Genomic DNA, 22,727 nt, shown 5'->3' with positions numbered 1-22,727 from the left:
AACATTGCGAATGGGAAGTTTCATTTATAATAAGGTTTAATTATTTATTGATTTCTGCATTGAGCTTTATAGCATCCTCATAGGTTGGATCCAGTTGTAAAGACTTAGCCAGGTAATCCTTAGCTTTGGCAAGATCAGAATCCTTACTCATATAAGCTACTGCAAAGTATGCGTACGCCAATGTTTGCTTGTTAGCTTCCATATCCGCCGGCTTTACAGTACTGATGAATTTCTCGTAAGCTATCTTGGCTGCATCATTATTTCCGGCCTGCTGGTATGAATACCCCTGGCTGTAATAAGCAGGTGCCCAATCAGGAAGAAGGTTGATCATTTTCTGCCATATAAGCACGGCTCCATTCCAGTTTTTAGCATCCTGATAAGCCGTTGCCAGCTTAAATAAGGCATCTGTATCCTGAGGATTGGCTTCTACCTGCTTTTTCAATCCTTCGATAGTAGGGTTAGTTGGTCCGGCATCAGCATCAGCCTGAGAGGCTCCTCCGCCTGCAATTTTAGCCAGCTCCATATCCCATTTCATAGTTTCGTCTTTTGCAGCTTTGGCAATGGCTACCTTTTGCTGAGCTTCTGTATTTAATGCAGATTTTTTTGCCTCATCAGTTTCTGTCTTCGCCAATCCAGCAGCAATCAGACCCTGTAATCCCTGATCAGCAGGCTGTACTCTGGACTTATCCGCCTGGGAAACAAAAGTATCCATATTTTGTTTGGCTTCTGCATATTTTCCATCAGCATACAGCTGGTAAGCTCTTAATTTAAATTTGATCGGATCATCTATTTTATCAAAGATCTTATCCAATACAGCTTTAGAATTCGTGTAATCTTCATTGGTGAAATAAAGCTTAGAAATTTCTAATTGTGTATATGGATCTTCATCGGCATATTTAGTATAGTTGATCAGATCCTGAGTCGCTTTAGCGTTTTGCTGATACTTGATATCATAAGCTGCCAAAGCTTTATATGCCGGCGCATAAGTTGGATCAACGGCAATAGCCTTGTCTATATTTTCTTTTGCTAATTTCCATTGTTGTGCGGCCATCCATAAAGTACCCATTCTGGTGTACACAGAAGCTTTATTTTTAGCAAGAGGCAAAGCCTTGTCATAAGCTGTCATAGCATCACCCGGAACTCTTTTCAGTCTGTAAGCATCCCCTAATGTATAATAGTAGTTGGCAGGAACTTCTTTTTTCTGAGCTCTTTCAATAGCTTTATTCAGAAACTGGATAGCAAGATCCGGTGAGTTGTTTTGTTCAAACAAGGTTAAAGCTTCTGCGGCTCTGAATAATACTTCGGCATCTTTTTCCCTGGAATCTGCTACAATCTTCTGGATCTCAGCAACAGCACTCTTATCGCCTTTTCCCAGCTTCACGGCTGCCAATCCAATTTTATTCAAATAGCTTTTGCTATCCGCTGCTAATCCTTTGTTAAAGTTTTCCGTAGCCTTTGCAAAATCCGGTTCGCCTTGTCTTAAATATGTATTTCCTAAATAGAAATAGTTTTCAGCAGAAGGATCTTTTGCAATCATTTCAGTAAAGTTAGTCTTCGCCTGTGCAAATTTATCGCTATCAATACTGTTAATACCATCTTGTAATGTTTGCGAAGAAGCAAAGGTGGTAAAAAATACCACTGCTGCTCCAAAAGCAATCTTCTTTACATTCATATTCATTATATCTTTCATTTTATATTTTTCTAACCGAGTTATATTGTACGCAATTTTTGGACCAAAATAGGATATTTATTTGGGGTAAAAGGTTAATTTAATACTTTTTAACGCATTTGCACCTCTCTTCTGTACAAGTTGTAAGGCTGTAAACCTTCTTTTTGTACTACCATCTGCCCGAGCTGTGTACAGGAATATCTTATAAAACCGTTGGCGATACTGAAATTACCTTCGCTTGTCAAAAAGTACAATATACGGGTGAAAGGATACTGCATTTCACGTAAATGAGCATAATCAGGATAATATTCTTTACCGTTAACTTCAACCGGTAAGATCTTAACCATATCCTTCAGCTTCTGGGAAGTCTTGTCATAGGGACGGCTGAATGTATTCAGCCCTACGATTCCTATTTTATCGGGATATTTGTTCAATTGTTCAATGATATTCTGATTTCCTGAAATAATAGAAAACTTCAGGTCTCTGGGCTGCTTTTTTATTTTTTCAGCTACAAAATTCAGGTTACTGGAGTTGGTTCCGTCAAAGATAAAATTCTTTTCTTCAGAATTCAGTCCGTTCTTAATTTCATCCATTGTGATCCTGGTCCTTGGAGAATTTTTTGGGACAACAAATACTACCGCATCAGCCGCGAACCGGGCAGGAAGATATTTTAAATCTACTTTTTCTTCGTAGGCTTTTATCTCTGCGGGCGTTAAGGTTCTGGACATTACCACGATTTTAGCCTTATTGTTCAATAAGTCTAAAAAGCCCAGGTCTTCTTTTTTGGTCTGCACTTTGAGATGTGTTTCCGGATAACTGATCATATATCCTTCTGCAAGTGCCTCTGTAACGCTTTTAAAAGATTCGTCAGTAAGTATCGTAAGATTTCCTTTATTGTACGAAGGGATATTGTCCTCTTTTTTTCCACATCCTACTATAATCCAGAGAAATAGTAGTAATAAGAGACTATTCTTCATTTTTAGATTTTTTAATTTTTGAAATTGCCCTGACTATTCTGAATATGCCATAAAGAATCAATATTGAACCTAAAGGATAGGCAACGGCGGGTTCCAGAATGGTAAAGAAAAACTTGTAGACAATGACTACAATTCCTAAGACAATATAAAATAATCCCGTGATAAGGGATAACCAATTGAACATCATATAACAAAAATACCAAAAAAAATAAAAAAGAGAAGCATAAGCTTCTCTTTTTTAATTATTATTTAAAATAAATTATCCTTCAAAATTCATTGTTAAAGGCAATCTGAATCGATAACGTACAGGTTGGCCGTTAATTTTGGCAGGAGCCCATTTATTTTTGATCGATTTAATCGTTCTGATCGCTTCAGCATTAAAGTCTGAGTTAGAACCGTTAGCTTTAACGTCAGTGATACTTCCATCTCTCTCTACAACAAAAGTAATTTCAGTTTTTACCGTACCTTCATCCCCATTCATCGCAGAGCCGTCAAAGTTGTTGGCAACCTTATTCCTGAAGGCATTGATCCCTCCCGGGAACTCAGCGGTCTGCTCTACTTCTGTGTAGATCTGGTTTTCATTTACCTGGGGCTTAACTTCAGCAGTAGAAGTCTTTGTCCCGGTAGAAGGCGGTGGTGGTGGCGGTACATAGGCAGGAGCCTTTACACCTTCCTGATTCTGCAAGCCTGTCGTAGTTTCTAATTGCTTAGAAATCGGAGGTGGCGGAGTCTCAATTTTCGGAGCTTTTTTAGGCTCTGGTACCACATTCTGAATTACCTCAATCTTTTCCTCTTCTTTTGGTGGCGGCGGAGGTGGCGGTGGTGCCTCTTCCGGCTGTTCTATGATCTTATCTTCCTGTAGTACATCCACCAGGTTGGCCTCAACTTTTGTCTCCTCTTTTTTATTCATCTCCTGAATTTTCATTACGATGAAAGGAGTAGCAACAGCGAGAACAAAAAATGCTGTACCGATAAGGAAAGATCTGGTGAGCAATCTAGGATAGCTGCTTCTTAGGTCATAGGCCCCGTACTCTTTGTTTCTATGTTCAAATACAATTTCATCTAAAGTAAGATTATCATTGTATGTATTTTCATTTGCCATATCTCTGTAAATTTATGGTTTAATTACTTTGTTGCAGGAGCTGGCCCAACTTTCTTTTCATAAATGGCTTTTTCCCAAGGCTTCACATCAGTAACCCCGTACTGCTCGCTTTTGGTAATTGCCATTTCATCAAGAATATCAACAAAGTTTTTATATACGGCATCATCAGTAGGCTTGATAATCACGGTAAACTTAGATTTATCAGCAGCTCTAGCTTTTGCCTCCTCAATTACTTTTCTAACTCCTTCTCTGTCAAAAGAGGTCTCATTAAGATTTTGATCTGTCAGGGATGTATTATCCTGCTGATGCCAAAATATTCTGTTATCTCTTCCTAATAATAGAGAAATGGAATTGGAAAGTTTAATCTCTGTATCTGGTTGTTTCTGGTCTTTCTTTGGCTTGGCCGGAAGTCCCAGATCCATTACATTCGGTTTACTAAATGTGGTTGTGAACATAAAGAAGGTGATCAAAAGAAACCCTAAGTCCACCATTGGAGTCATATCTACGCGGGTATTCTGCTTCTTGGAACGGACCTTGCCGCCTTTCCCGCTATCCTCTTTTACTTGTACTTCTGCCATTTCTTAAGATATTATTCGTTAGGTTTACCTTCTTGTGATGTAATCAACCAAAATTTAAGAAAATCTATATCTCTTAAACCCTCAAATAAACTTTTAACTTTAGGATATTCAGTATTAACGTCTCCTTTGATCGCTAATTTATACTCCGGGTTTATCGCTAAACTCTGCTGAATCCAGTCTATTAATTGTCTATTTGTACTATCCATAGGAACTCCGGGAGCTCCTTTAAATGCTTTCTGCTCATCTTCAGATAGATCTAGGTAACTCTTCAACTGAGTCATTGGAACACCAATTGCCTGAACTTTTGTAAACGCAGCTTTTTCCTGGTTTGTAAAGTTTACTCCATATTTCTTTCCCATGTTCTCAAGCAACTGAATCCTTTCAGTACCATTTTCCACAGGCTGGAAGTAAAATTTACCTCCGGGAGTAACATTTACAGACATTAAGCTTGCATCAGGAAGCAACTTTTCTGATATTGAAGATGGCGGTTTTATTTGTTCCACATCAGGTTTTTTAAACTGAGTGGTCAAGATAAAGAATGTAAGCAGTAGGAAAGCAACGTCACACATTGCCGTCATATCCGTAACTACTCCATGTCTTTTAGGTTTGACTCTCGCCATATTATTTTTTACAATTTTTGATTAAACTTCTTTGTTTTATATGCAAATTTCTTGCTAAAATCATTTTTTAGTGGAATTCTGCAAAAGATTGTTGGATACTCATTGCGATCTCATCGATCTTATAAGTTAATCCGTCAATTTTAGAAGTAAAGAAGTTATAAAGGATGATAGCGATAGCTGAAGTACCGATACCTAAAGCTGTATTCATAAGTGCTTCAGAGATACCGATAGAAAGTGCAGCTGCATCCGGAGTACCTCCACCAGAACCTAAAGCGAAGAACGCTCTGATCATACCGATTACGGTTCCCAATAGTGCTACTAATGTTGCTACAGTACCTAATGTGGAAAGGATCATCATGTTTTTCTCTAACATTGGCATTTCCAGGGTAGTAGCTTCTTCAATAGCTTTGTTAAGTGCAGCCATTTTCTGCTCTTTATTCAAGGTATTGTCATTAGCTAAAGCTTTGTATGTTGTAAGTCCTTCTTTTACTACGTTACCTACAGAACCCTGCTGTCTGTCACACTCCTCAAGAGCCTCGTCAACTTTATTTTCGTTAAGTAAACTTCTTACTTTAACTACGAAGTTATCCAAGTTTCCAGAACCTGCAGCTTTTCTTAAAACAAAATAACGCTCAAAAGAGAACACTAATACTGTGATCATAAAGGTAATCAGGATTGGAACGATAAATCCTCCCATGTAAACCATTCCTAGTGGAGATTCAGGGTGAAGCTCCTTGGATTCGATTGGTGAATTAGGAAATGCTACTGAAGATGCCCCACTAATCCTAGGGTCAGCTTTAAAGTTTCCTGGGCTACCCATTATAAATAAATAAATACATACACCTATAACTAATAATATAGGAATAATAATTGCAGGGTTTAACCCTCCTTTCTTTCTAGCAACTACTTGCTCATCATTTTTTGAAACATTCATTTCCATATTTAACTAAATTATATTGTTTTAAAAATTTTACAGGGTGTAAATTAAAGGCAAAATTAATTAAAATGCAAGAGTCTTAAATAAACATTTTACTTTTTTTTGATAAAGAAATTTTAATACTATTCCGATATCTCAATTATTATCTCTTTTTTTGGCAATATTCCTTAATATTCAAAAATACTTTAAAAAATCATAAAATTTAAGACCACATTTTTTTTAAATTACCAATGTTAATTTTTTTTTAAATTACAATATTCACAATTCTGTGAGGCACTACAATGATTTTCTTAGGTGTTTTTCCTTCTAAAACCTGCTGTAATTTTTGATCCTGAAGTACCAAATCCTCCACTTCCTTAGGAGACAACTGTGCAGATAGGGATAATTTGAACTTCGTCTTGCCATTGACACTTATAGGATATTCAATTTCATCCTCTACCAGGTAATCTTCGTTCAGTACAGGGAATTTCTCAAATTCAACAGATGTGTCATGTCCCAACAGACTCCAGAGCTCTTCACAGATGTGAGGGGCATAAGGAGAAATGATAACGGCCAAAGGTTCCAAAATATTGCGTTTGTTACATTTTATTTTTTGCAATTCGTTTACCGCGATCATAAACGAAGATACGGAGGTATTGAAAGAGAATCCCTCTATATCCGAAACTACCTTCTTTATTAAGGTATGCAAAATCTTATACTCGGCTTTTGCAGGCTCTTCATCCGAAACTTCAAAAACCTCTCCATTGAAATATAAGTTCCAGAATTTTTTCAGGAACCCATACACTCCGCTCAGCCCCTGTGTATTCCATGGCTTGGACTGCTCCAGCGGACCGAGAAACATTTCATACAACCTTAAACAGTCTGCCCCGTATTCTTCACAAATATCATCCGGGTTTACAACATTGTATTTTGATTTGGACATTTTCTCCACTTCACGGTCTGTAATGTATTTTCCGTCTTCTAAAATAAATTCAGCATCAGCGAAATCAGGCCTCCATTGCCTGAATGCTTCCGTATCCAGCTCGTCGGAAGCTCCTTTTAATAAAGAAACATCCACGTGGATCTTCTGGGTGTGATATTGACCGGCCAGGTTCTTAGAAACATATTGATTGGTCCCGTCAATCCTATAGACAAACGCACTCATCCCTAAAATCATCCCCTGATTGATCAGTTTCTGAAAAGGCTCATCATGGCCAATCCATCCTCTGTCTTTGAGGAACATATTCCAGAACCGGGAATACAGCAAATGACCGGTTGCATGCTCACTGCCCCCGATGTACAAATCTACCTGTCCCCAATAATCGGAAAGATCTTTAGCGCAGAATTGTTCCTGATTTTCCGGATCCATATATCTAAGGAAATACCATGAGCTTCCTGCCCAACCCGGCATGGTAGACAACTCTAAAGGAAATACTGTCTTGTCATCAATTAATTCTGTAGCCACAACTTTTTGGTTCGCTTCATCCCAGGCAAAGATTTTGGCATTTCCTAATGGCGGATCCCCGTCTTCAGTAGGTAAATATTTTTCAACTTCCGGAAGTTCCAGCGGCAATGCAGAAACCGGTAATGTATAAGGCATTCCTTCCTTATAATATATAGGAACCGGCTCACCCCAGTAACGCTGTCTGGAGAAGATAGCATCTCTTTGCTTATAGTTTACCGTCCCGAAGCCTATATTTCTTTTCATGATCTCATCAATGATCCTGGTTTTCGCTTCTTCATAATTTAATCCGTTCAGAAAATCAGAGTTGATGCAAGTACTTGTTTTGGAATCAAAAGATTTTTCCTGAACATCTTCATCGGTATCCACAACCTTTTTAATTTCCAGCCCGAATTTCTTTGCGAACCTGTGATCACGCTCATCATGGGCCGGCACTGCCATTACAGCTCCGGTTCCGTATCCCATCAGCACATAATCTGAAATATAAACCGGCATCCTTTCCCCGCTAAACGGGTTCACCGTATAGGCCCCCGTAAACGCGCCTGAAACCGTTTTCACATCTGCAAGACGGTCTCTCTCCGTTTTTCTGGAGGTCTCTTCAATATAATGATCCACCTCCTGTTTCTGAGCGGCGGTAGTGATGGTTTCCACCAAAGGGTTTTCCGGAGCCAGTACCATAAATGTAGTACCGAAAATAGTATCAGGCCTTGTTGTGAATACTTCAATAATCTCATCATGCCCTTCTACCTGGAATCTCACCTGAGCTCCCTGGGACTTCCCGATCCAGTATTCCTGGGAATCTTTCAAAGGCTGAGGCCAGTCCAGGGTTTTAAGCCCCTGCAGCAATCTTTCAGAATAGGCGGAAATTCTCATGCTCCATTGCATCATTTTCTTTTGGTATACCGGATAGCCGCCTCTCTCGGATTTGCCATCCTTTACCTCGTCATTAGCCAATACTGTTCCCAAGGCAGGGCACCAGTTTACTGTAGTTTCCGCCCTGTAAGCCAGACGATAATTCAAGAGAATGTCTTCCTTATCTATTTCAGATGCATTTTTCCATTCTTCAGCCGTGAAGTTCAACTCTTCGCTCTGATTGGCATTCAGACCTTCTGTTCCTCTTTCTTCAAAATGTCTGATCAGGGTTTCCACAGGTTCTGCCTTATCCGTATTTTTATTGTACCAGGAATGGAACAGCTGGATGAAAATCCACTGTGTCCATTTATAATAGGAAGGGTCAGAAGTTCTTACTTCCCTGTCCCAATCAAATGAAAAGCCTATTTTTCTTAATTGCTCCTCGTATCTGGAAATGTTTTGTTCTGTTGTAATCGCAGGGTGCTGCCCCGTCTGAATAGCATATTGCTCAGCAGGAAGTCCGAAGCTGTCATACCCTACCGGATGAAGTACATTGAATCCCTGATGCCTTTTATATCTCGCATATATATCCGATGCGATATATCCCAGCGGATGCCCAACATGGAGCCCGGCGCCTGAAGGATATGGAAACATATCGAGAACATAAAATTTAGGGTTGTCTGTTTTATCGGAAGTTTTATACGTTTTATTGTCTTCCCAGTATTTCTGCCACTTTTTTTCTATCTGCTGATGATCGTAAAACACTTTATACTTAGATTGTTAGATGTTAGACTTTAGATGTTAGATGATTTTCTTTAAAATCAGGATTCACAAAATTAACGAATTTAAAGGAAATGAAACTTTAATTTTAAATTAATTGCCGGAACTGTTTAACAAAAAATCTCATCCGAAGATGAGACCTTTATTCTTATTAATTATATTATTCTGTTTACTAAGGAACTCTTTTGAGCGTATAGGTTGTTGAATGATATTCATTAGGGTCTGTAGTATCTTCGATTGTAAGATTCAGGGTAGTTTCGTTGAGGGTGGTTACTTTTCCGTTATCCGGCTCTACAATTCCCTGATATTTTATCTGCACGGTTTTAGCAGCTTTATCATATGCATAGGTAAAATTACGGTCAAAAGTGGTATCACACTGTCCTGGTGTAGCACTGTCGCCTTTATCGGTACGTTTTCCGGTATTCCCTTCATTAAAGATCCATCTGGATTCTTTCTGGCAATCGGTATAGGTAATTTCATCTGAAACACCACTTCCGTCTGCCGAAACTGTCGTTATAACCTCTTTTATCGGCTGCCAGGTCCCTACAAGAGGATATTCTATCGTTGTATCGTCATCATCATTACATCCGGTAGCTACAAATAATGATAAACCTGCAAATAATAATGCTAATTTCTTCATGTATCAAATTTTTCAAGGGCTAAAATTATGATTTTTTTGATTTACTTAATAATTTTTTATGAAATTTATTTCACTTCCCTTTTATTCTTTAAAAATTTAAATTCCAGGATTCCTACTTAACAAATAAATCCCGCAATGAGCTGTATTTTATTAAAAAAGTTATTTTTGTAAAAGAAATAAAATGCAAATGCAAGACATAACGAAAAATAATTTTGACTTCATACGTGTTCTCCTCGCTTTTATCGTTTTTTTGGGCCATTTAGGAACCCTGAGCGTTTCAAAAGAACTGGCTTTTCTTGAACACAGCCCTGTGGAAATTGCGGTTTTCGGCTTTTTTATTGTAAGCGGCTTTCTCATTGCACGAAGCTATGACAGAACATCCACATTATCCCGCTATGCTAAAAAAAGATTCAACAGAATCGTTCCCGGCTATCTCCTGGTCGTATTTCTCTGTGCTATTTTACTAAGTCTGGTAAGTAAATATTCTTTTGCGGATTATTTCAGCAACACCCAGGTGTACAAGTATTTATTCTGGAATTCCATTTTCCTCAATTTCAAAGCACCGAACCTTCCCGGCGTATTTGGTAACGGTGCCGTGAATGGCGCACTGTGGACCCTGAAAATAGAGGTATGCTTTTATATTGCAGTCCCACTGATGTTTTTATTATTCGGAAAAAACAATAAATACAGGAATCTAAGCCTTATCATATTATACTTCCTGTCCCTGCTTTACCTTAATTATTTCAGGATCACGGGAAAAGAAGAATTTTCAAGACAGATCCCCGGAACATTATGCTATTTTATAGGCGGCATGCTGATTTATTTTAATTTCGACCGGTTCATCAAGCATAAGAACGTTCTTTTCATTATTGCCATCATTACGGTATGGATCGACCTCATCTTTAACATCAGACTTTTTTCTCCGATGATGCTAAGCATTATTGTACTGTACATTGCTTATTCATTTAAATTCCTGAATAATTTTGGCAAGTACGGAGACTTCACCTATGGTATTTATATTTTCCATTTTCCTATTATCAGGGTCTTCACGACATTAGGGCTTTTTGCCAGCTATAACCCTTATATCATGGGACTTTTGTGCATGCTGCTGGTAATTACGGTAGGGATATGCTCCTGGCATTTTTATGAGAAAAGATTTTTATAATTTTGACATTCTTTTTTAAAGCTAATATATTATCATCACAAATGAAAGATCATCTTGTTTCCATTATCACTCCCTGCTATAATTCCGCTGAATTTATAGAAGAGACTATACAATCTGTACTGAACCAGACCTATGAGAACTGGGAATGGATCATTACCGATGACCTCTCCAAGGATGATACCGTAGAAATAATAAGGAAATATAATGATCCGAGAATAAAGCTTGAGATCCTGGAAACGAACGGAGGCGCCGGAAATGCAAGGAATAGGGGCCTGAAAAGAGCTCAGGGAAGATATATTGCCTTTCTTGATTCGGATGATTACTGGTACCCTGAATACCTGGAAATAATGACCCGCTATATGCAGGAAAACCAGGTAGAGCTCGTATACTGCAACTATTCTAGATGCAACGAGAAGCTGGAACCTGTGCTCAAAGATTTTCTGGCTGACAGAATCGTAACCTTTTCCAATCTTCTGAAAACCTGCCGGCTGGCCCCGGTATCCACCATGTACGATACCAAAAGAGCTGGTAAATTCTTTTTTCCTATAAAAAGCAAACGTGAAGATCATGTCATGTGGCTGAATCTGCTAAAAGAAATCCCAGAAGGGCACCCGGTACGGCAAACGCTGGCTAAATATAGAATGCGTGAAAACAGCGTATCCCGTAAGAAGAAGAACATTATAAAAGACCAATATCTTGTTTATAAAGATTTCATGGGGTTTTCCACTTTGAAATCCCTATATTATACTGCCAACTGGGCAGTGAACGGCTTTTTGAAATATTCTAAGATCTTCAATTAAGATCTTCCAGAATTTTTTTAACGATCTTATTTGTAGAATCAGGCTTTTCATCTACGAATTGCTTGGCCTTTCGGGACATATCCTTTAAGGTTTCATCATCATTTATAAGAAAAATCGTGAAATCCGCTGCCATCCCCTCATTTTCAAAGGTACGGCCTCCGTTGGCCGCAATCAGGTCATCCGCTTCCGGATTTTTCCTGTAGTGGTTTCCAAAAATCACCGGGACCCCAAATGTGGCCGCTTCCAGAATATTGTGGAGCCCTGCATCATGAAAACCACCACCCACAACGGCTACATCAGCGTAAGCATATAACCGGGACAACAAACCTATGCTGTCAATAATCAGGACTTGGGATCGTGTTGCTTTGGCCTGCTGCTCATCAATCCGGCTGTATAAAAGAGCATCGGGAAAATTCTCTTTCAGGTTCTGAACCCTTTTAAGGTCATGGGGAGCAATGATCATTTTAATGTCTTTATCTCCTTCGAAGACCATTTCTGCCATTCTTTCCTCAGCCTGCCATGAGCTTCCGAAAACAACACATTTTTTATTTCCGATAAAATCTTTGATAAAATCCACATGGTTGTTACGGTTTCTTAATTGCTTCACCCTGTCGAACCTCGTGTCTCCCGTTACAGAAGATTTCATCAATCCTCTTTCCCGGGCCAGAGCATAAGAGAGCTCTGTCTGATGAAAAAACCAGTCTATATTGTTTTGTAATTGTTGTACAAACCATTTCCCGTAAGATTTAAAGAAAACCTGACCTTCATAAAATAATGCCGAAATCACATAGGTTTTTACCTTTCTGCTTTTCAATTCCGAAAGTAAATTATACCAGTAATCATATTTTACCGTAAAAAACAACCGGGTATCAAACTGTGCGACGAAATCTCTTATCTTATCTTTTTTATCAAACGGCAGATAACAGATAACATCAGCGATGTGTTCCTTCCTGACAATATTTTCATATCCTGAAGGGGAAAAAAATGTCACCAGAATTTTATATGAAGGGAACTGCTCTTTCAATTGTTCCAATACCGGCAACCCCTGTTCATATTCGCCCAAGCTGGCAGCATGCATCCAGATCACCTTATCTGATGCCGAAAAAGCCGATCTTACTTTGTTCAAAGACTGCTTTCTGCCTTCCCAGGCTTTTTTTGCCTTATCATTGAATATTGAAAATATCCTCATTCCGAAGATGAAAAGACTGACGAAAATATTATAAAAAAAAGACATGGGCTATCGGTTTTATCAGATCTCTATTCGGTCACGTTCTGTCGACGGATTTGAAATCACCAGAAATTCCAGATCTTCCGCCGATTCATTGGAAATATAATGCTTCTGTTTAGGCATGATGGAAATACTCTCTCCCGTATTTACGAAGAATTTTTCTTCTTCCATATAAAATACGGCTTTCCCGTTCAAAATATAAAAAAGCTGCTCTGCATTATTATGATAATGTCGTTTTTCTGATGTGCCTGAAGGCATTTTTTCCTGCTTGACGGACAATCCTGGAGTATCCTTCAGCACCCAGCTGTCACAATGATCTCCCCAGGTGTAGTGTTCAGCATTTACTTTTGAAATTATCATATCAGGATCTGTTAAAGTTGGGATTCCTTGCTTCTTTTATCATTATATATATCCAGGTTCCAAGGGTAATGAATAGAAGTCCCAATGCGATCCCTATAAAGCTACCGGGCTCTTGTCTTTCTCCCCGGGTGATTAAAACCGTTTCAATAACAGTATCCGCAAACATCAATAGTACCGGGGCGGATAGCGTGTATGAAAACAGCTCCAGCCTTTCCCTTTTCCTGAAGCTGTCAGGTACATTCAGCATCGGGGATTGCGGATCTCTTGGAATAGAGATCAGTATAAGAAAGATGAAGGTAGCTATGGAAGGTAAAAACCAAATAACCTTTTTATGGCTTTCTCCATCAACACTGCCATTACTAAGAAAATGAGTAGGGATGATCTCAGGTAATCCGGCATAGGTGATCCCGGTAAAAATCCAGATAAAGGCCAGCATGGCAATATTGATGAACAGTAATATCTTTGATATTTTCATATTCTACTTAAGCACATTTTTAATAACCCTCAGCCTATGGGTATGTTTATTCATTTCTTTATTGAAAATACCCGAAGAATCAAGAGTGTCAATTCTTACTTTTCCTGAAGCGTGGATAATCTTCTGATTCTCGAGCATGATTCCCACATGAATAATCTTTCCTTCATCATTTTCAAAAAAGGCCAGATCTCCGGGCTGACTTTCCTCTACAAAAGTTAAAGGCTCCCCTACTTCTGCCTGCTGATAAGTATCTCTCGGCAATTTTATATCATGAATTTTGTAAACCAGCTGGGTGAAGCCGGAACAATCAACAGCAAAAAAACTTTTTCCTCCCCATAGATAAGGGACATTAAGGAATTCTTTCGCCGTTAAGGCGATGCTCTCGCGCAGATCATGGCTTCTCCTAGAGGCTACTACCGGAAATTCGACTTCCGAACCCATTGACAGCAATGTTTTCCCGTCATTCATCAATACTGAAGAAAAATCTTCCGTAACTACGGTAACCTTACGTTTTGCCAGTTCCTCATCCATTACCGGTCTGATCTGTTTCGTATCCATCCAGCCCTCATATCCGTCGTAATGCATTTTTATTCTGGTCCAGTTTTTATTCACTTCCAGAATATCCGCACTTTCCCCGAACAATATTTCCGTGACAATTTCCGCTTTGTCTGAGCTGTCGGCACGTACCGGCGCCACTGTTACAATACAAATACCTTTATTCATTAATGCTAAATTAAGATTGGATCATGAAGAGTAAAAAATTACCGTGTAAAATCTCTGTCTTCTTTATTCTTTGAATACTTATCACTTACTTCCTGCGAAGAAAGTTCACTCCATCCCGCAAAGGTAAAATAAGATTTTCAAAATCCTCATCTTTTGCGATCAAATCATTCAATTCTTTAATAACTTGTGTAGATCGTTGTCTGGGCTGATCTTCCAACACTTTCCCGTACCATAATACATTATCAAACATTACGACAGAGCCGGATCTCGTTTTGGGCTTGATCAGCTTGAAGTATTCTACGTAATTTTCCTTATCCGCATCAATAAAAACCAGATCAAATATTTCATTGGTTTCCTTTAAAAACTCTTTTGCATCCCTCAGCTGAAAATCAATCTGTCCGGAATATTCGCTTTCTGCAAAATATTTCTGAGGCAGATAGGCCAGATCTTCATTTACATCAAGGGTTGTAATTTTCCCGTTCCCTGACAGGCCCGTTGCCAGACAAAGAGTCGCATATCCTGTGAACGTCCCGATTTCCAGAATGTTTTCCGGCTTCAGCATCTGGGAGATAATGGTCAGAAGTCTTCCCTGCTGATATCCGGAGATCATATGCGGCTGGGTTGTCTTCTGATATGTTTCCTTTCTCAGTTTTTTGAGGATTTCAGGTTCTGACGAAGCATGTGTTTCCAGATACCGGTCCATTTCGGGATTCTTTTCTTCAAAAAAGCTCATATACAAATTTTTGTTATTCAAATTTATTAAATAATAGGCAGAAGTCAGCAAAAAACAGGGAAAACCCCATCTCAAATTCCGTAAAAATACGGATATGGTTTAAGCCGCTTTATTTTACCTTTGTCACAGAGAATAACAGGGTAAAAACACTAAGAAATCATGAATGCAGAGGGTAAAAAACTTAACAGAAAGAATCAGAAATCCGCAGCGCCTTCGGGCCATGCGGGCTCTTCTGAAAAAAAAGCCAAAACCGAAATATCTAATTCATTTTTGCATCGGATTATTTCTTTGCTGAAAAGAGAAGATGTAGTCTGATAAAAAAGTTAACTCCCGAAATATTTCGGGAGTTAGTTTGTTTTATTGGCCTATAATGTTATTTCTTCGGAGCAATATCCATCAGTTTCATGAACTCATCGAGCTTAGGCATAATGATGATTTCAGTTCTTCGGTTTTCAGCTCTTCCCGAAACGCTCATATTGGTAGCTTTAGGATTGTATTCGGAGCGTCCGCCTGCCGTAATTCTTGCAGGATCTACCCCAAACTGGGTTTGTAAAATTTTGGCAACTGCGGTAGCTCTTAGAGCAGAAAGATCCCAGTTGTCTCTCGGAAGATTAGGAGAGTTGAGAGGGGCATTATCTGTATTCCCTTCGATCAGTACAGAGTACTTATCATAATCGTTAATTACTTTGGCCACTTTACCCAGCACTTCCTGAGCAGCCGGCAATACGTTGTAGTCTCCGGTTTTGTACAGCATTTTATCTGAAAGTGAGATCATTACAACCCCTTTCAGTACTTTTACCTGTACATCTTCATCCGCTACGTTATCCAAAGATCTTTTCAGCTTATTTGACAAGGCCAGATTTAAGCTGTCATTTTTAGCATTTGTAGAAATCAGCTGCTTGATATAAGAATTGGAAGCATTGATCTCACTCACCAGCTTGTCTATGTTTGCAGAGCTTTTACCGGTATTGGCCAGACAGGCATCTAAAGATGACTTTAAAGCATCATGCTGGCTTTTCAGTAAATTATTCTCCCCTGTCAAAGCTGAGTTCTGGGCTTTCAGATCCTGAATTTCTCTTTGTCTTTCTCCTACATTTTCAATACACTGCTTATAATTTGTACTCAAAGCATCATACTGCTTTTTGCTTACACAAGATGTCATTCCCAACACCATTGCAGAAACTGCTAAAATTTTTAAAATCTTCATAAATAATCTTTTTAGACGAATCAAAGTTATGGAAATTCATTTTAATTATATGGATTATCTTTGCATAAAAAGAAATTCTCAACATACATGTTGGAAAAACCAAGCTTTAAAAAACAATTGAGAAGCCTGATCCATTCGCCTGAAAATCACACTTACCTTCTTGCTGTGAGCGGCGGTGCAGATTCTATGGTTTTAGCTTCGCTGTTTCTGGATATGAGGAATGAAAGAGGTTCAGGATATGGGTTTCAAATAGCACATGTTAATTACAAACTTCGGGGGGAAGATTCGGAGGCAGACAAAAAAGTGGTCCGGGATTTTTGTGAAAGAAATCATATCCAATTTCATTTATATGAAATTTCAGATGAGGACAGGAAACCGGAAAACTCTATCCAGGTCTGGGCAAGGGATCTCCGTTACCGTTTTTTTAACCAGATCCGCGAAAAGGAAAATCTCGAATACCTCGTCACGGCCCATCACCTGAATGATCAGCTGGAAACCTTCATCATCAATCTTTCCAAGGCCGCAGGCATCAACGGTCTCAGCGGAATCCCGGCCAGCGAGAATAAGATTTTAAGGCCTCTTTTACATTTTTCCAAGGATGAGATCTATGATTTTGCAAAACAGCATGATATTGAATTCCGGGAAGATATTTCCAATCAAAAAAATGATTACTTACGCAATAAGATCAGGAATGAAATTGTACCCGGACTTCTGGAAGTGAATGATCATTTCCTCGAAAACTTTGGAAAGAGTATTTCTTACCTTAATGAAGCCAGGGCTTTTGTACAAAAACAGATATTGGAAATAGAAAACAGGATTTCAATTGCCGATCCGACCCAAAAAATCCTGTCCAAAGAAAAATTAAACCAGGAAAATGACTTTGTAAAATTCGAAATTTTAAAGAAATACGGTTTTAACCAGAGAGAGGAAATTTATAAAATTTTTAAAGCGCGGAACGGAAGCTCATTTTTCTCAAAAGAGTATCAGCTCATTGTCCATAGGGATGAATTAATCTTTACAGACAGGAATTTAAAAGAAACTAACGATGAAGTTTTCCTGATTGAAAATTTCAATTTCTCTAAAAAACAGATTAACATAAATCTAAAAGATGTTATCGGAAACATTGATAAAATCAATGAAAATTTCATGTGGGAATTTGATGCCGCCAGACTTCGATTTCCATTACGGTTGCGAAAGCAACAGGCGGGTGACGAGTTTTATCCGACAGGCTTTTCAGGGAAAAAGAAAGTTTCTAAGTTTTTTAGGGACGAAAAATTATCTATTTTAGCGAGGCAAAAAATCTGGATACTCACGGACCGTGATAATACCGTACTCGGGGTGTTACCTTTAAGACAGGACAGACGAAATGCTAAGGATGAGAAAACAACACATATTCTCAAAATTTTTAATGAAGTTTAAAATGAAATTTAGAAACTGGTTTTTATTAATTCTACTATTCCTGTGTGCAGGGCTCAATGCACAGATAAAAAATCCCGTAAAGTTTAAATTCACCGTTAATGATCTTGGCAACAATCAGTATGAAGCCGTTCTCAATGCTACTATGGAGAGCGGATGGCATATTTATTCCAAAGATCTGCCGGAGGATACAGGAATCCCTACGGAATATAAAGTTTCCGGAAAGAACATCGAACTGATCGGGAAATTTACCGAAGAAGGAAAAAAACATGAAGAGTTTTCAGAAGCTTTTGGCGGAACAATCATTTATTATTCCGGAAGTGCCGGATTCAAACAGAAGTTCAGATTAAAGGATACTTCAAAACCTGCTGATGTTGTCGCGGAGATCACCTATCAAACCTGTGATGACAGGGTTTGTCTGGCCCCCAACACTTTGGAATTCAATCAAAAGGTCACTCCGAAAGGCACTGCTGAAGAGACTGCTACCGAAGAAACCGCGGCTCAGGTAAAAGATTCCGCAAAGAAGGCGGAGCCTGTTGTTGAAAATCCAGGTCCTGCAATCAGTACAACTACGGTTTCAGAAACTTCAAAATTAGACCCAAAACAACTGAAAATTGAAACGTTGGATTTCAAAAATCCTTTAACGGATTGCGGTACCGGATCCACTAAAGTTGATGAAAACTATTGGACCTACTTGTTTTTAGGATTTCTCGGAGGACTGATCGCATTGCTTACCCCATGCGTTTTCCCAATGATCCCGTTAACGGTTTCATTTTTTACAAAGGGAAATAAAAATAAAGCGAAAGGTAAAAGAGATGCATTGATCTATGGTTTTTTCATTCTCCTTATTTTTGTGTTATTGAGTGTTCCTTTCCACCTGATTGACGGAATTGCAGGAAACATTTTCAATGAAATTTCCACCAGTGTATGGCTGAATATCGCATTTTTTATCATATTCATATTTTTTGCAGGAAGCTTTTTCGGCTATTATGATATCACATTACCGAGCTCCATTGCCAACAAATCTTCAAGAGCTGAGGAAGCGGGGGGAATTATCGGTATTTTCTTCATGGCATTAACCCTGGTGATTGTGTCATTCTCCTGTACAGGCCCTATTTTAGGAAGTCTGTTGGGTAGCGCTGTTACCGGTTCTGCCAATGTCCCTATGCTGTTGACATTTGCTTTAGCGGGATTCGGTCTGGCCTGGGCCATTGTTTTTGGTCTTCTGGCATTATTCCCGCAGGCATTGCAGAGTCTTCCGAAATCCGGCGGATGGATGAACACCGTGAAGGTAGTCTTGGGCTTCGTAGAACTTGCACTGGCTTTAAAATTCCTGTCCAAAGCCGATCTTGTCTCCAAAACATTCCTGCTAAAAAGGGAATTGTTTATTGTAATATGGATAATCATTAGCATCGGGCTGACATTATATTTATTTGGACTGATAAAGTTCCCGCATGATGATAAAAAGCCGAAAATTTCAGTGACCAGGAAAATTTTAGGGGTTTTGGGAATCGGATTTGTAATCTATCTGATCCAGGGGCTTATACCTTCGGACCGTCCGAAGCTTCAATTGCTGAGCGGAATCCTTCCTCCGCTGAATGTAAGCTACTTCCATGATGAAAATGACGGCATACTGGGCATGCATCCGGAACATGACTTCTTTAAGGCCGCAGAGATCGCTAAAAAGGAAAATAAACCTATCCTTATCGACTTTACCGGATATGGATGCGAAAACTGCAGGAAAATGGAAGAGTTTGTCTGGAGTGAAGCCGATATTTTACCTATCCTTCAAAATGATGTTGTACTGGCCTCGTTGTATGTGGATGACAAGGAAGAACTTCCCGAAGATCAAAAAACCAAAATTGATCTGGGTGACGGACAGATCAAAAAGGTAAAAACAATCGGCGACAGATGGAGCTTATTCCAGCAGGTGAATTTCAATAACAATTCCCAGCCGCATTATGTTCTGGTAACTCCGGACGGAAAAGTAATCAACACCCCTGTTTCAGGCTATATGCCAAAAGAGGATTTCAAAAAGTTCCTGGAATGCGGAGTGGATTATTATAAAAAGAACAGATAAAGACGCATCATTTTTCTGAAAAGCCGCTTATTAACAAATAAGACAACATTCTTAAAACACCATAAAACCTTGCGAAATTATATATTCGCGAGGTTTTTCAATATAAAAAGACAAATAAAAATCAAATTTTATTAGCATTTTAAAAATTAGGTATAAACTTTGTATGGATTAAAGAACAACAATACTGACCATTTAACATACTGTCTAATTTTTAAAATATTTATTATGGCTGAAGTAACCATACAGGAAAAACAGGGAGGGAGACAAAGAAAAAAATTAATTAGAATAGATATGACTCCCATGGTAGATTTAGGCTTTCTGCTGATCACCTTTTTTATGTTTACCACAAATTTCACAAAACCCAATATTTTGGATCTGGGGCTCCCTGCCAAAGACCCCAGGCCCAATCCTTCACCGGTAGATATTGACCAAAGGAATCAAATTACCTTTATTCTCGGTAAAAACGACAGAGTATTCTATCACCAGAGCAGTGAAAAGGAATTAAGCACCGGAAATTTAAAAGAAACCGATTTTAGCGGCATCAATATTTCCAGATTAATTTCTGAAGCCTATAATAAAGCTCCCAGGAAAGAAAACTTCACTATCATCCTGAAGCCTACCGATGATGCCAGTTATAAAAACTTTGTGGATATGCTTGACAATATTGCCATTTCCAAAAAAGAACGCTATGGCATTACGGATATCAAACCCTGGGAAAAGAAAGTATATGATGAACTGGTACAATAAAAAGAAAAGAGCATTTTGAAGATGCTCTTTTTTAGTTTAACTTTGAAACTGTAATTTGTATCCATGAAAAACTTTTTAACCGCTACAGCCATTATACTTTTAATAATTTCATGCTCCCAAAAAGATACCCGGCCTACACCTGCCCGTCCGGACAGCATAAAGATCATCGATTCCATAAATGCGCTGAGAATGAAAATGAATGACAGCATCAGGGCAAAAAACAGTGAAAATCATTTCAGGGATTTCAGCGGAGATCATAAATTCACTCATAATTCCATTAAAAATTCAGGCTCCGTAAATTTTAAAAAAATTGATGGCGAAAGAGACAGGTATGAAGTTTCAGGGAACATACAATCAGGGAAAGATCATGTAGACCTCAAAGGTTATATGAAAATAATTTCTGACAGGCATATGAATTTTACCGGAGAAATATATGAAAGCATCTCTGAAAATGATCACGGAAAACCTTATGTCAGAAAAGGGACTAAAACCTTCATGTCCAAAGATGGCGGAAGGACATACAGGCTTCAGGACATGGTAAATGGTTCAGGATTTGTTAATTATATTGATATCCACTTTTAATTCTTAACATTATGCTGAATTTTGAAAGAAAAGGAAACGGAAAAGAGATTCTGGTATTACTTCACGGCTTTATGGAAAACCTTTCTATCTGGGATGATATGGAGCCTCACCTTTCTGAAAATTTCTCTCTGCTGAAAATAGACCTGCCAGGGCACGGGCAGTCTGATATCCTGGCGGAAGTACATACCATGGAGCTGATGGCAGATGAAGTAAAAAAGGTCCTGGATAATCAAAATCTGGAAAAAATACATCTTCTCGGGCATTCCATGGGAGGCTATGTTTCACTCGCTTTTGCTGAAAAGTATCCTGACAGCCTTAAGAGCCTGACCTTGTTTTTCTCCACTTATTTTCCGGATGATGAAGAGAAAAAACAGCAACGCATAAAAAGCTACAGGATCATCAGGGAAGCCTTCTCGAATTATGCCAGAGCAGGCATTCCGAATCTGTTTAATCCTAATGAAAGAGATATCCTGGAAGGAAAAATAGAAACCGCGCTGGAAATAGCCCTTTCCACTAATAACCTTGGCGCCCTGGCCTGTATAAAAGGAATGGTGGAAAGAACAGACAAGAGGCACATTCTTGAAAACCTCAATGTGAAGATTCTGGTCTTATCCGGAAAGCATGACAACGCAGTGAAAACCGAAAATACCATCCGGAATCTTCCCGACAGGACCAATATCAAATCTTATATCCTGGACTGCGGGCATAACGGACATTGGGAAAAACCATGCATCTGTGCTGCGATCATCAATACAGAGCTCCTTCACAGCATGCCTAAAAATCTGATCCTTTAAGCCATGAGTCTTTTTTCCTTCAGAAAAAAGAAGCCGGTCATCGGGCTTACCCTTTCCGGCGGCGGTATGCGTGGTATTGCTCATATAGCCGTTTTGAAAGCCCTGGAGGAATACAATCTTAAGCCTGATATCATATCGGGGACAAGCGCAGGTTCCATCATAGGAGCATTTTATTCTTTGGGAAAAACACCGGATGAAATGATGGAAATTGTGAAGCAGACCACCTTTTTTTCCCGCTCCTATCTGAGACTTTCAAAAAACGGGATTTTCAGTTCCAATTTTATTTTAAAATTACTTACCGATCATTTTCCTGAAGATAACTTTAATGTTTTAAAAATTCCTGTTTATGTTGCCGCTACGGAAATGACGCATGGCATTGTGGATTTTTTCTCTGAAGGTGAGCTCTTCGGCCCGCTTCTCGCTTCATCAAGTGTACCTTTCCTGCTACCTCCGGTGAGAATCGGAGAAAAAGTGTATGTAGACGGAGGTGTCCTGGATAATCTTCCCATAGAGCCCATTATTGATAAATGCGACTTTTTGATAGCTTCTCACGTTAACTCCATCAGCTATGACGAATTGGAAAACATGAGTCTGATGAAAGAATTTGACAGGATCCTCCACCTGGCCATTGCGAAATCGGTTTATTCGAAAGTCAAATTATGCGACATTTTTTTAGATCCTCCCAAGATGACAAAATTCAGCCTGTTCAAAAAGAAAAATATGGATGAAATGTTCCGGGAAGTTTATGAATATACCTGCAATGAGCTGGAAAGTAAAGGATATAAAAAGATCAGTCCGGCTTCATCAGGAGTGTAAGGCAT

Annotated in this window: 23 protein-coding genes; 8 read left to right on the top strand and 15 right to left on the bottom strand. The window is 38.9% G+C overall.

Going from position 1 to position 22,727, the window contains the following annotated elements:
- Positions 1-40: 40 nt before the first annotated feature.
- From ABMQ40_RS06170 to ABMQ40_RS06130, 9 genes are all read right to left on the bottom strand, one after another.
- On the bottom strand, positions 41-1,690 hold the full coding sequence (locus tag ABMQ40_RS06170) for a tetratricopeptide repeat protein (protein WP_370897628.1): 1,650 nt from the start codon (positions 1,688-1,690) through the stop codon (positions 41-43).
- An 89-nt stretch (positions 1,691-1,779) separates the two neighbouring features.
- Entirely contained in the window at positions 1,780-2,646 is an 867-nt protein-coding gene (locus ABMQ40_RS06165; RefSeq protein WP_370897626.1) for a PstS family phosphate ABC transporter substrate-binding protein, read from the bottom strand.
- The gene (locus tag ABMQ40_RS06160) at positions 2,636-2,833 is read right to left on the bottom strand and encodes a C4-dicarboxylate ABC transporter (protein ID WP_370897624.1); all 198 of its coding nucleotides are present in this window, start codon (positions 2,831-2,833) and stop codon (positions 2,636-2,638) included. Before ABMQ40_RS06160 ends, ABMQ40_RS06165 begins: the two co-directional genes overlap by 11 nt.
- Before the next feature lie 72 nt (positions 2,834-2,905).
- Entirely contained in the window at positions 2,906-3,748 is an 843-nt protein-coding gene (locus ABMQ40_RS06155) for an energy transducer TonB (RefSeq protein ID WP_370897622.1), read from the bottom strand.
- A 23-nt stretch (positions 3,749-3,771) separates the two neighbouring features.
- Positions 3,772-4,326, bottom strand: coding sequence for an ExbD/TolR family protein (locus tag ABMQ40_RS06150; RefSeq protein WP_370897620.1), 555 nt, complete (start codon positions 4,324-4,326; stop codon positions 3,772-3,774).
- 11 nt (positions 4,327-4,337) lie between these two features.
- Positions 4,338-4,946, bottom strand: coding sequence for an ExbD/TolR family protein (locus ABMQ40_RS06145; protein WP_370897618.1), 609 nt, complete (start codon positions 4,944-4,946; stop codon positions 4,338-4,340).
- 67 nt (positions 4,947-5,013) lie between these two features.
- The gene (locus ABMQ40_RS06140) at positions 5,014-5,886 is read right to left on the bottom strand and encodes a MotA/TolQ/ExbB proton channel family protein (RefSeq protein WP_370897616.1); all 873 of its coding nucleotides are present in this window, start codon (positions 5,884-5,886) and stop codon (positions 5,014-5,016) included.
- Between the two features lie 241 nt (positions 5,887-6,127).
- Entirely contained in the window at positions 6,128-8,941 is a 2,814-nt protein-coding gene (leuS, locus tag ABMQ40_RS06135) for a leucine--tRNA ligase (protein ID WP_370897614.1), read from the bottom strand.
- A 187-nt stretch (positions 8,942-9,128) separates the two neighbouring features.
- The gene (locus ABMQ40_RS06130; protein WP_370897612.1) at positions 9,129-9,596 is read right to left on the bottom strand and encodes a lipocalin-like domain-containing protein; all 468 of its coding nucleotides are present in this window, start codon (positions 9,594-9,596) and stop codon (positions 9,129-9,131) included.
- 187 nt (positions 9,597-9,783) lie between these two features.
- Here ABMQ40_RS06130 and ABMQ40_RS06125 point away from each other — a divergent pair, with 187 nt between their 5' ends.
- Together ABMQ40_RS06125 and ABMQ40_RS06120 are read left to right on the top strand one after the other, a co-directional pair.
- Positions 9,784-10,761 (top strand): acyltransferase family protein, encoded by a 978-nt coding sequence (locus ABMQ40_RS06125; protein ID WP_370897610.1) that lies wholly within the window; start codon positions 9,784-9,786, stop codon positions 10,759-10,761.
- Between the two features lie 41 nt (positions 10,762-10,802).
- Positions 10,803-11,561: a glycosyltransferase family 2 protein gene (locus ABMQ40_RS06120; protein WP_370897608.1), complete on the top strand. Its 759-nt coding sequence runs from the start codon at positions 10,803-10,805 to the stop codon at positions 11,559-11,561.
- On the opposite strand, the gene ABMQ40_RS06115 is transcribed toward ABMQ40_RS06120, so the two are convergent.
- The 6 genes from ABMQ40_RS06115 to ABMQ40_RS06090 form a co-directional block, all read right to left on the bottom strand.
- On the bottom strand, positions 11,554-12,795 hold the full coding sequence (locus tag ABMQ40_RS06115; protein ID WP_370897606.1) for a 3-deoxy-D-manno-octulosonic acid transferase: 1,242 nt from the start codon (positions 12,793-12,795) through the stop codon (positions 11,554-11,556). The genes ABMQ40_RS06120 and ABMQ40_RS06115 overlap by 8 nt on opposite strands.
- Positions 12,796-12,810: 15 nt before the next feature.
- Complete coding sequence (locus ABMQ40_RS06110; RefSeq protein WP_370897604.1) at positions 12,811-13,149, bottom strand: cupin domain-containing protein; 339 nt, start codon at positions 13,147-13,149, stop codon at positions 12,811-12,813.
- Between the two features lies 1 nt (position 13,150).
- Positions 13,151-13,624, bottom strand: a complete 474-nt coding sequence (locus ABMQ40_RS06105) for a DUF1648 domain-containing protein (RefSeq protein ID WP_370897602.1) — start codon at positions 13,622-13,624, stop codon at positions 13,151-13,153.
- A 3-nt stretch (positions 13,625-13,627) separates the two neighbouring features.
- Positions 13,628-14,347 carry a C40 family peptidase gene (locus tag ABMQ40_RS06100; protein WP_370897600.1) on the bottom strand — a complete coding sequence of 240 codons (720 nt, stop codon included), beginning with the start codon at positions 14,345-14,347 and terminating at the stop codon, positions 13,628-13,630.
- Between the two features lie 85 nt (positions 14,348-14,432).
- Positions 14,433-15,080, bottom strand: a complete 648-nt coding sequence (locus ABMQ40_RS06095) for an O-methyltransferase (protein WP_370897598.1) — start codon at positions 15,078-15,080, stop codon at positions 14,433-14,435.
- Positions 15,081-15,453: 373 nt separating this feature from the next.
- Positions 15,454-16,287, bottom strand: coding sequence for an OmpA family protein (locus ABMQ40_RS06090; RefSeq protein ID WP_370897596.1), 834 nt, complete (start codon positions 16,285-16,287; stop codon positions 15,454-15,456).
- A gap of 87 nt (positions 16,288-16,374) precedes the next feature.
- On the opposite strand from ABMQ40_RS06090, the gene tilS reads away from it, so the two are divergent.
- From tilS to ABMQ40_RS06060, 6 genes are all read left to right on the top strand, one after another.
- The gene (gene tilS, locus ABMQ40_RS06085; protein WP_370897594.1) at positions 16,375-17,706 is read left to right on the top strand and encodes a tRNA lysidine(34) synthetase TilS; all 1,332 of its coding nucleotides are present in this window, start codon (positions 16,375-16,377) and stop codon (positions 17,704-17,706) included.
- A 1-nt stretch (position 17,707) separates the two neighbouring features.
- Positions 17,708-19,783, top strand: a complete 2,076-nt coding sequence (locus ABMQ40_RS06080; protein ID WP_370897592.1) for a protein-disulfide reductase DsbD family protein — start codon at positions 17,708-17,710, stop codon at positions 19,781-19,783.
- 225 nt (positions 19,784-20,008) lie between these two features.
- Entirely contained in the window at positions 20,009-20,530 is a 522-nt protein-coding gene (locus ABMQ40_RS06075; protein ID WP_370897590.1) for an ExbD/TolR family protein, read from the top strand.
- Positions 20,531-20,593: 63 nt separating this feature from the next.
- A complete protein-coding gene (locus ABMQ40_RS06070) occupies positions 20,594-21,112 on the top strand; it encodes a hypothetical protein (RefSeq protein ID WP_370897588.1) in 519 nt (172 codons plus the stop codon).
- Between the two features lie 11 nt (positions 21,113-21,123).
- On the top strand, positions 21,124-21,906 hold the full coding sequence (locus ABMQ40_RS06065) for an alpha/beta fold hydrolase (protein ID WP_370897586.1): 783 nt from the start codon (positions 21,124-21,126) through the stop codon (positions 21,904-21,906).
- 3 nt (positions 21,907-21,909) lie between these two features.
- Complete coding sequence (locus ABMQ40_RS06060; protein WP_370897584.1) at positions 21,910-22,722, top strand: patatin-like phospholipase family protein; 813 nt, start codon at positions 21,910-21,912, stop codon at positions 22,720-22,722.
- The last annotated feature ends 5 nt before the right edge of the window (positions 22,723-22,727 follow it).

This window comes from Chryseobacterium gossypii (assembly GCF_041361455.1).
Taxonomy (GTDB): domain Bacteria; phylum Bacteroidota; class Bacteroidia; order Flavobacteriales; family Weeksellaceae; genus Chryseobacterium; species Chryseobacterium gossypii.
This window is presented reverse-complemented; position numbering and strand designations above follow the sequence as displayed.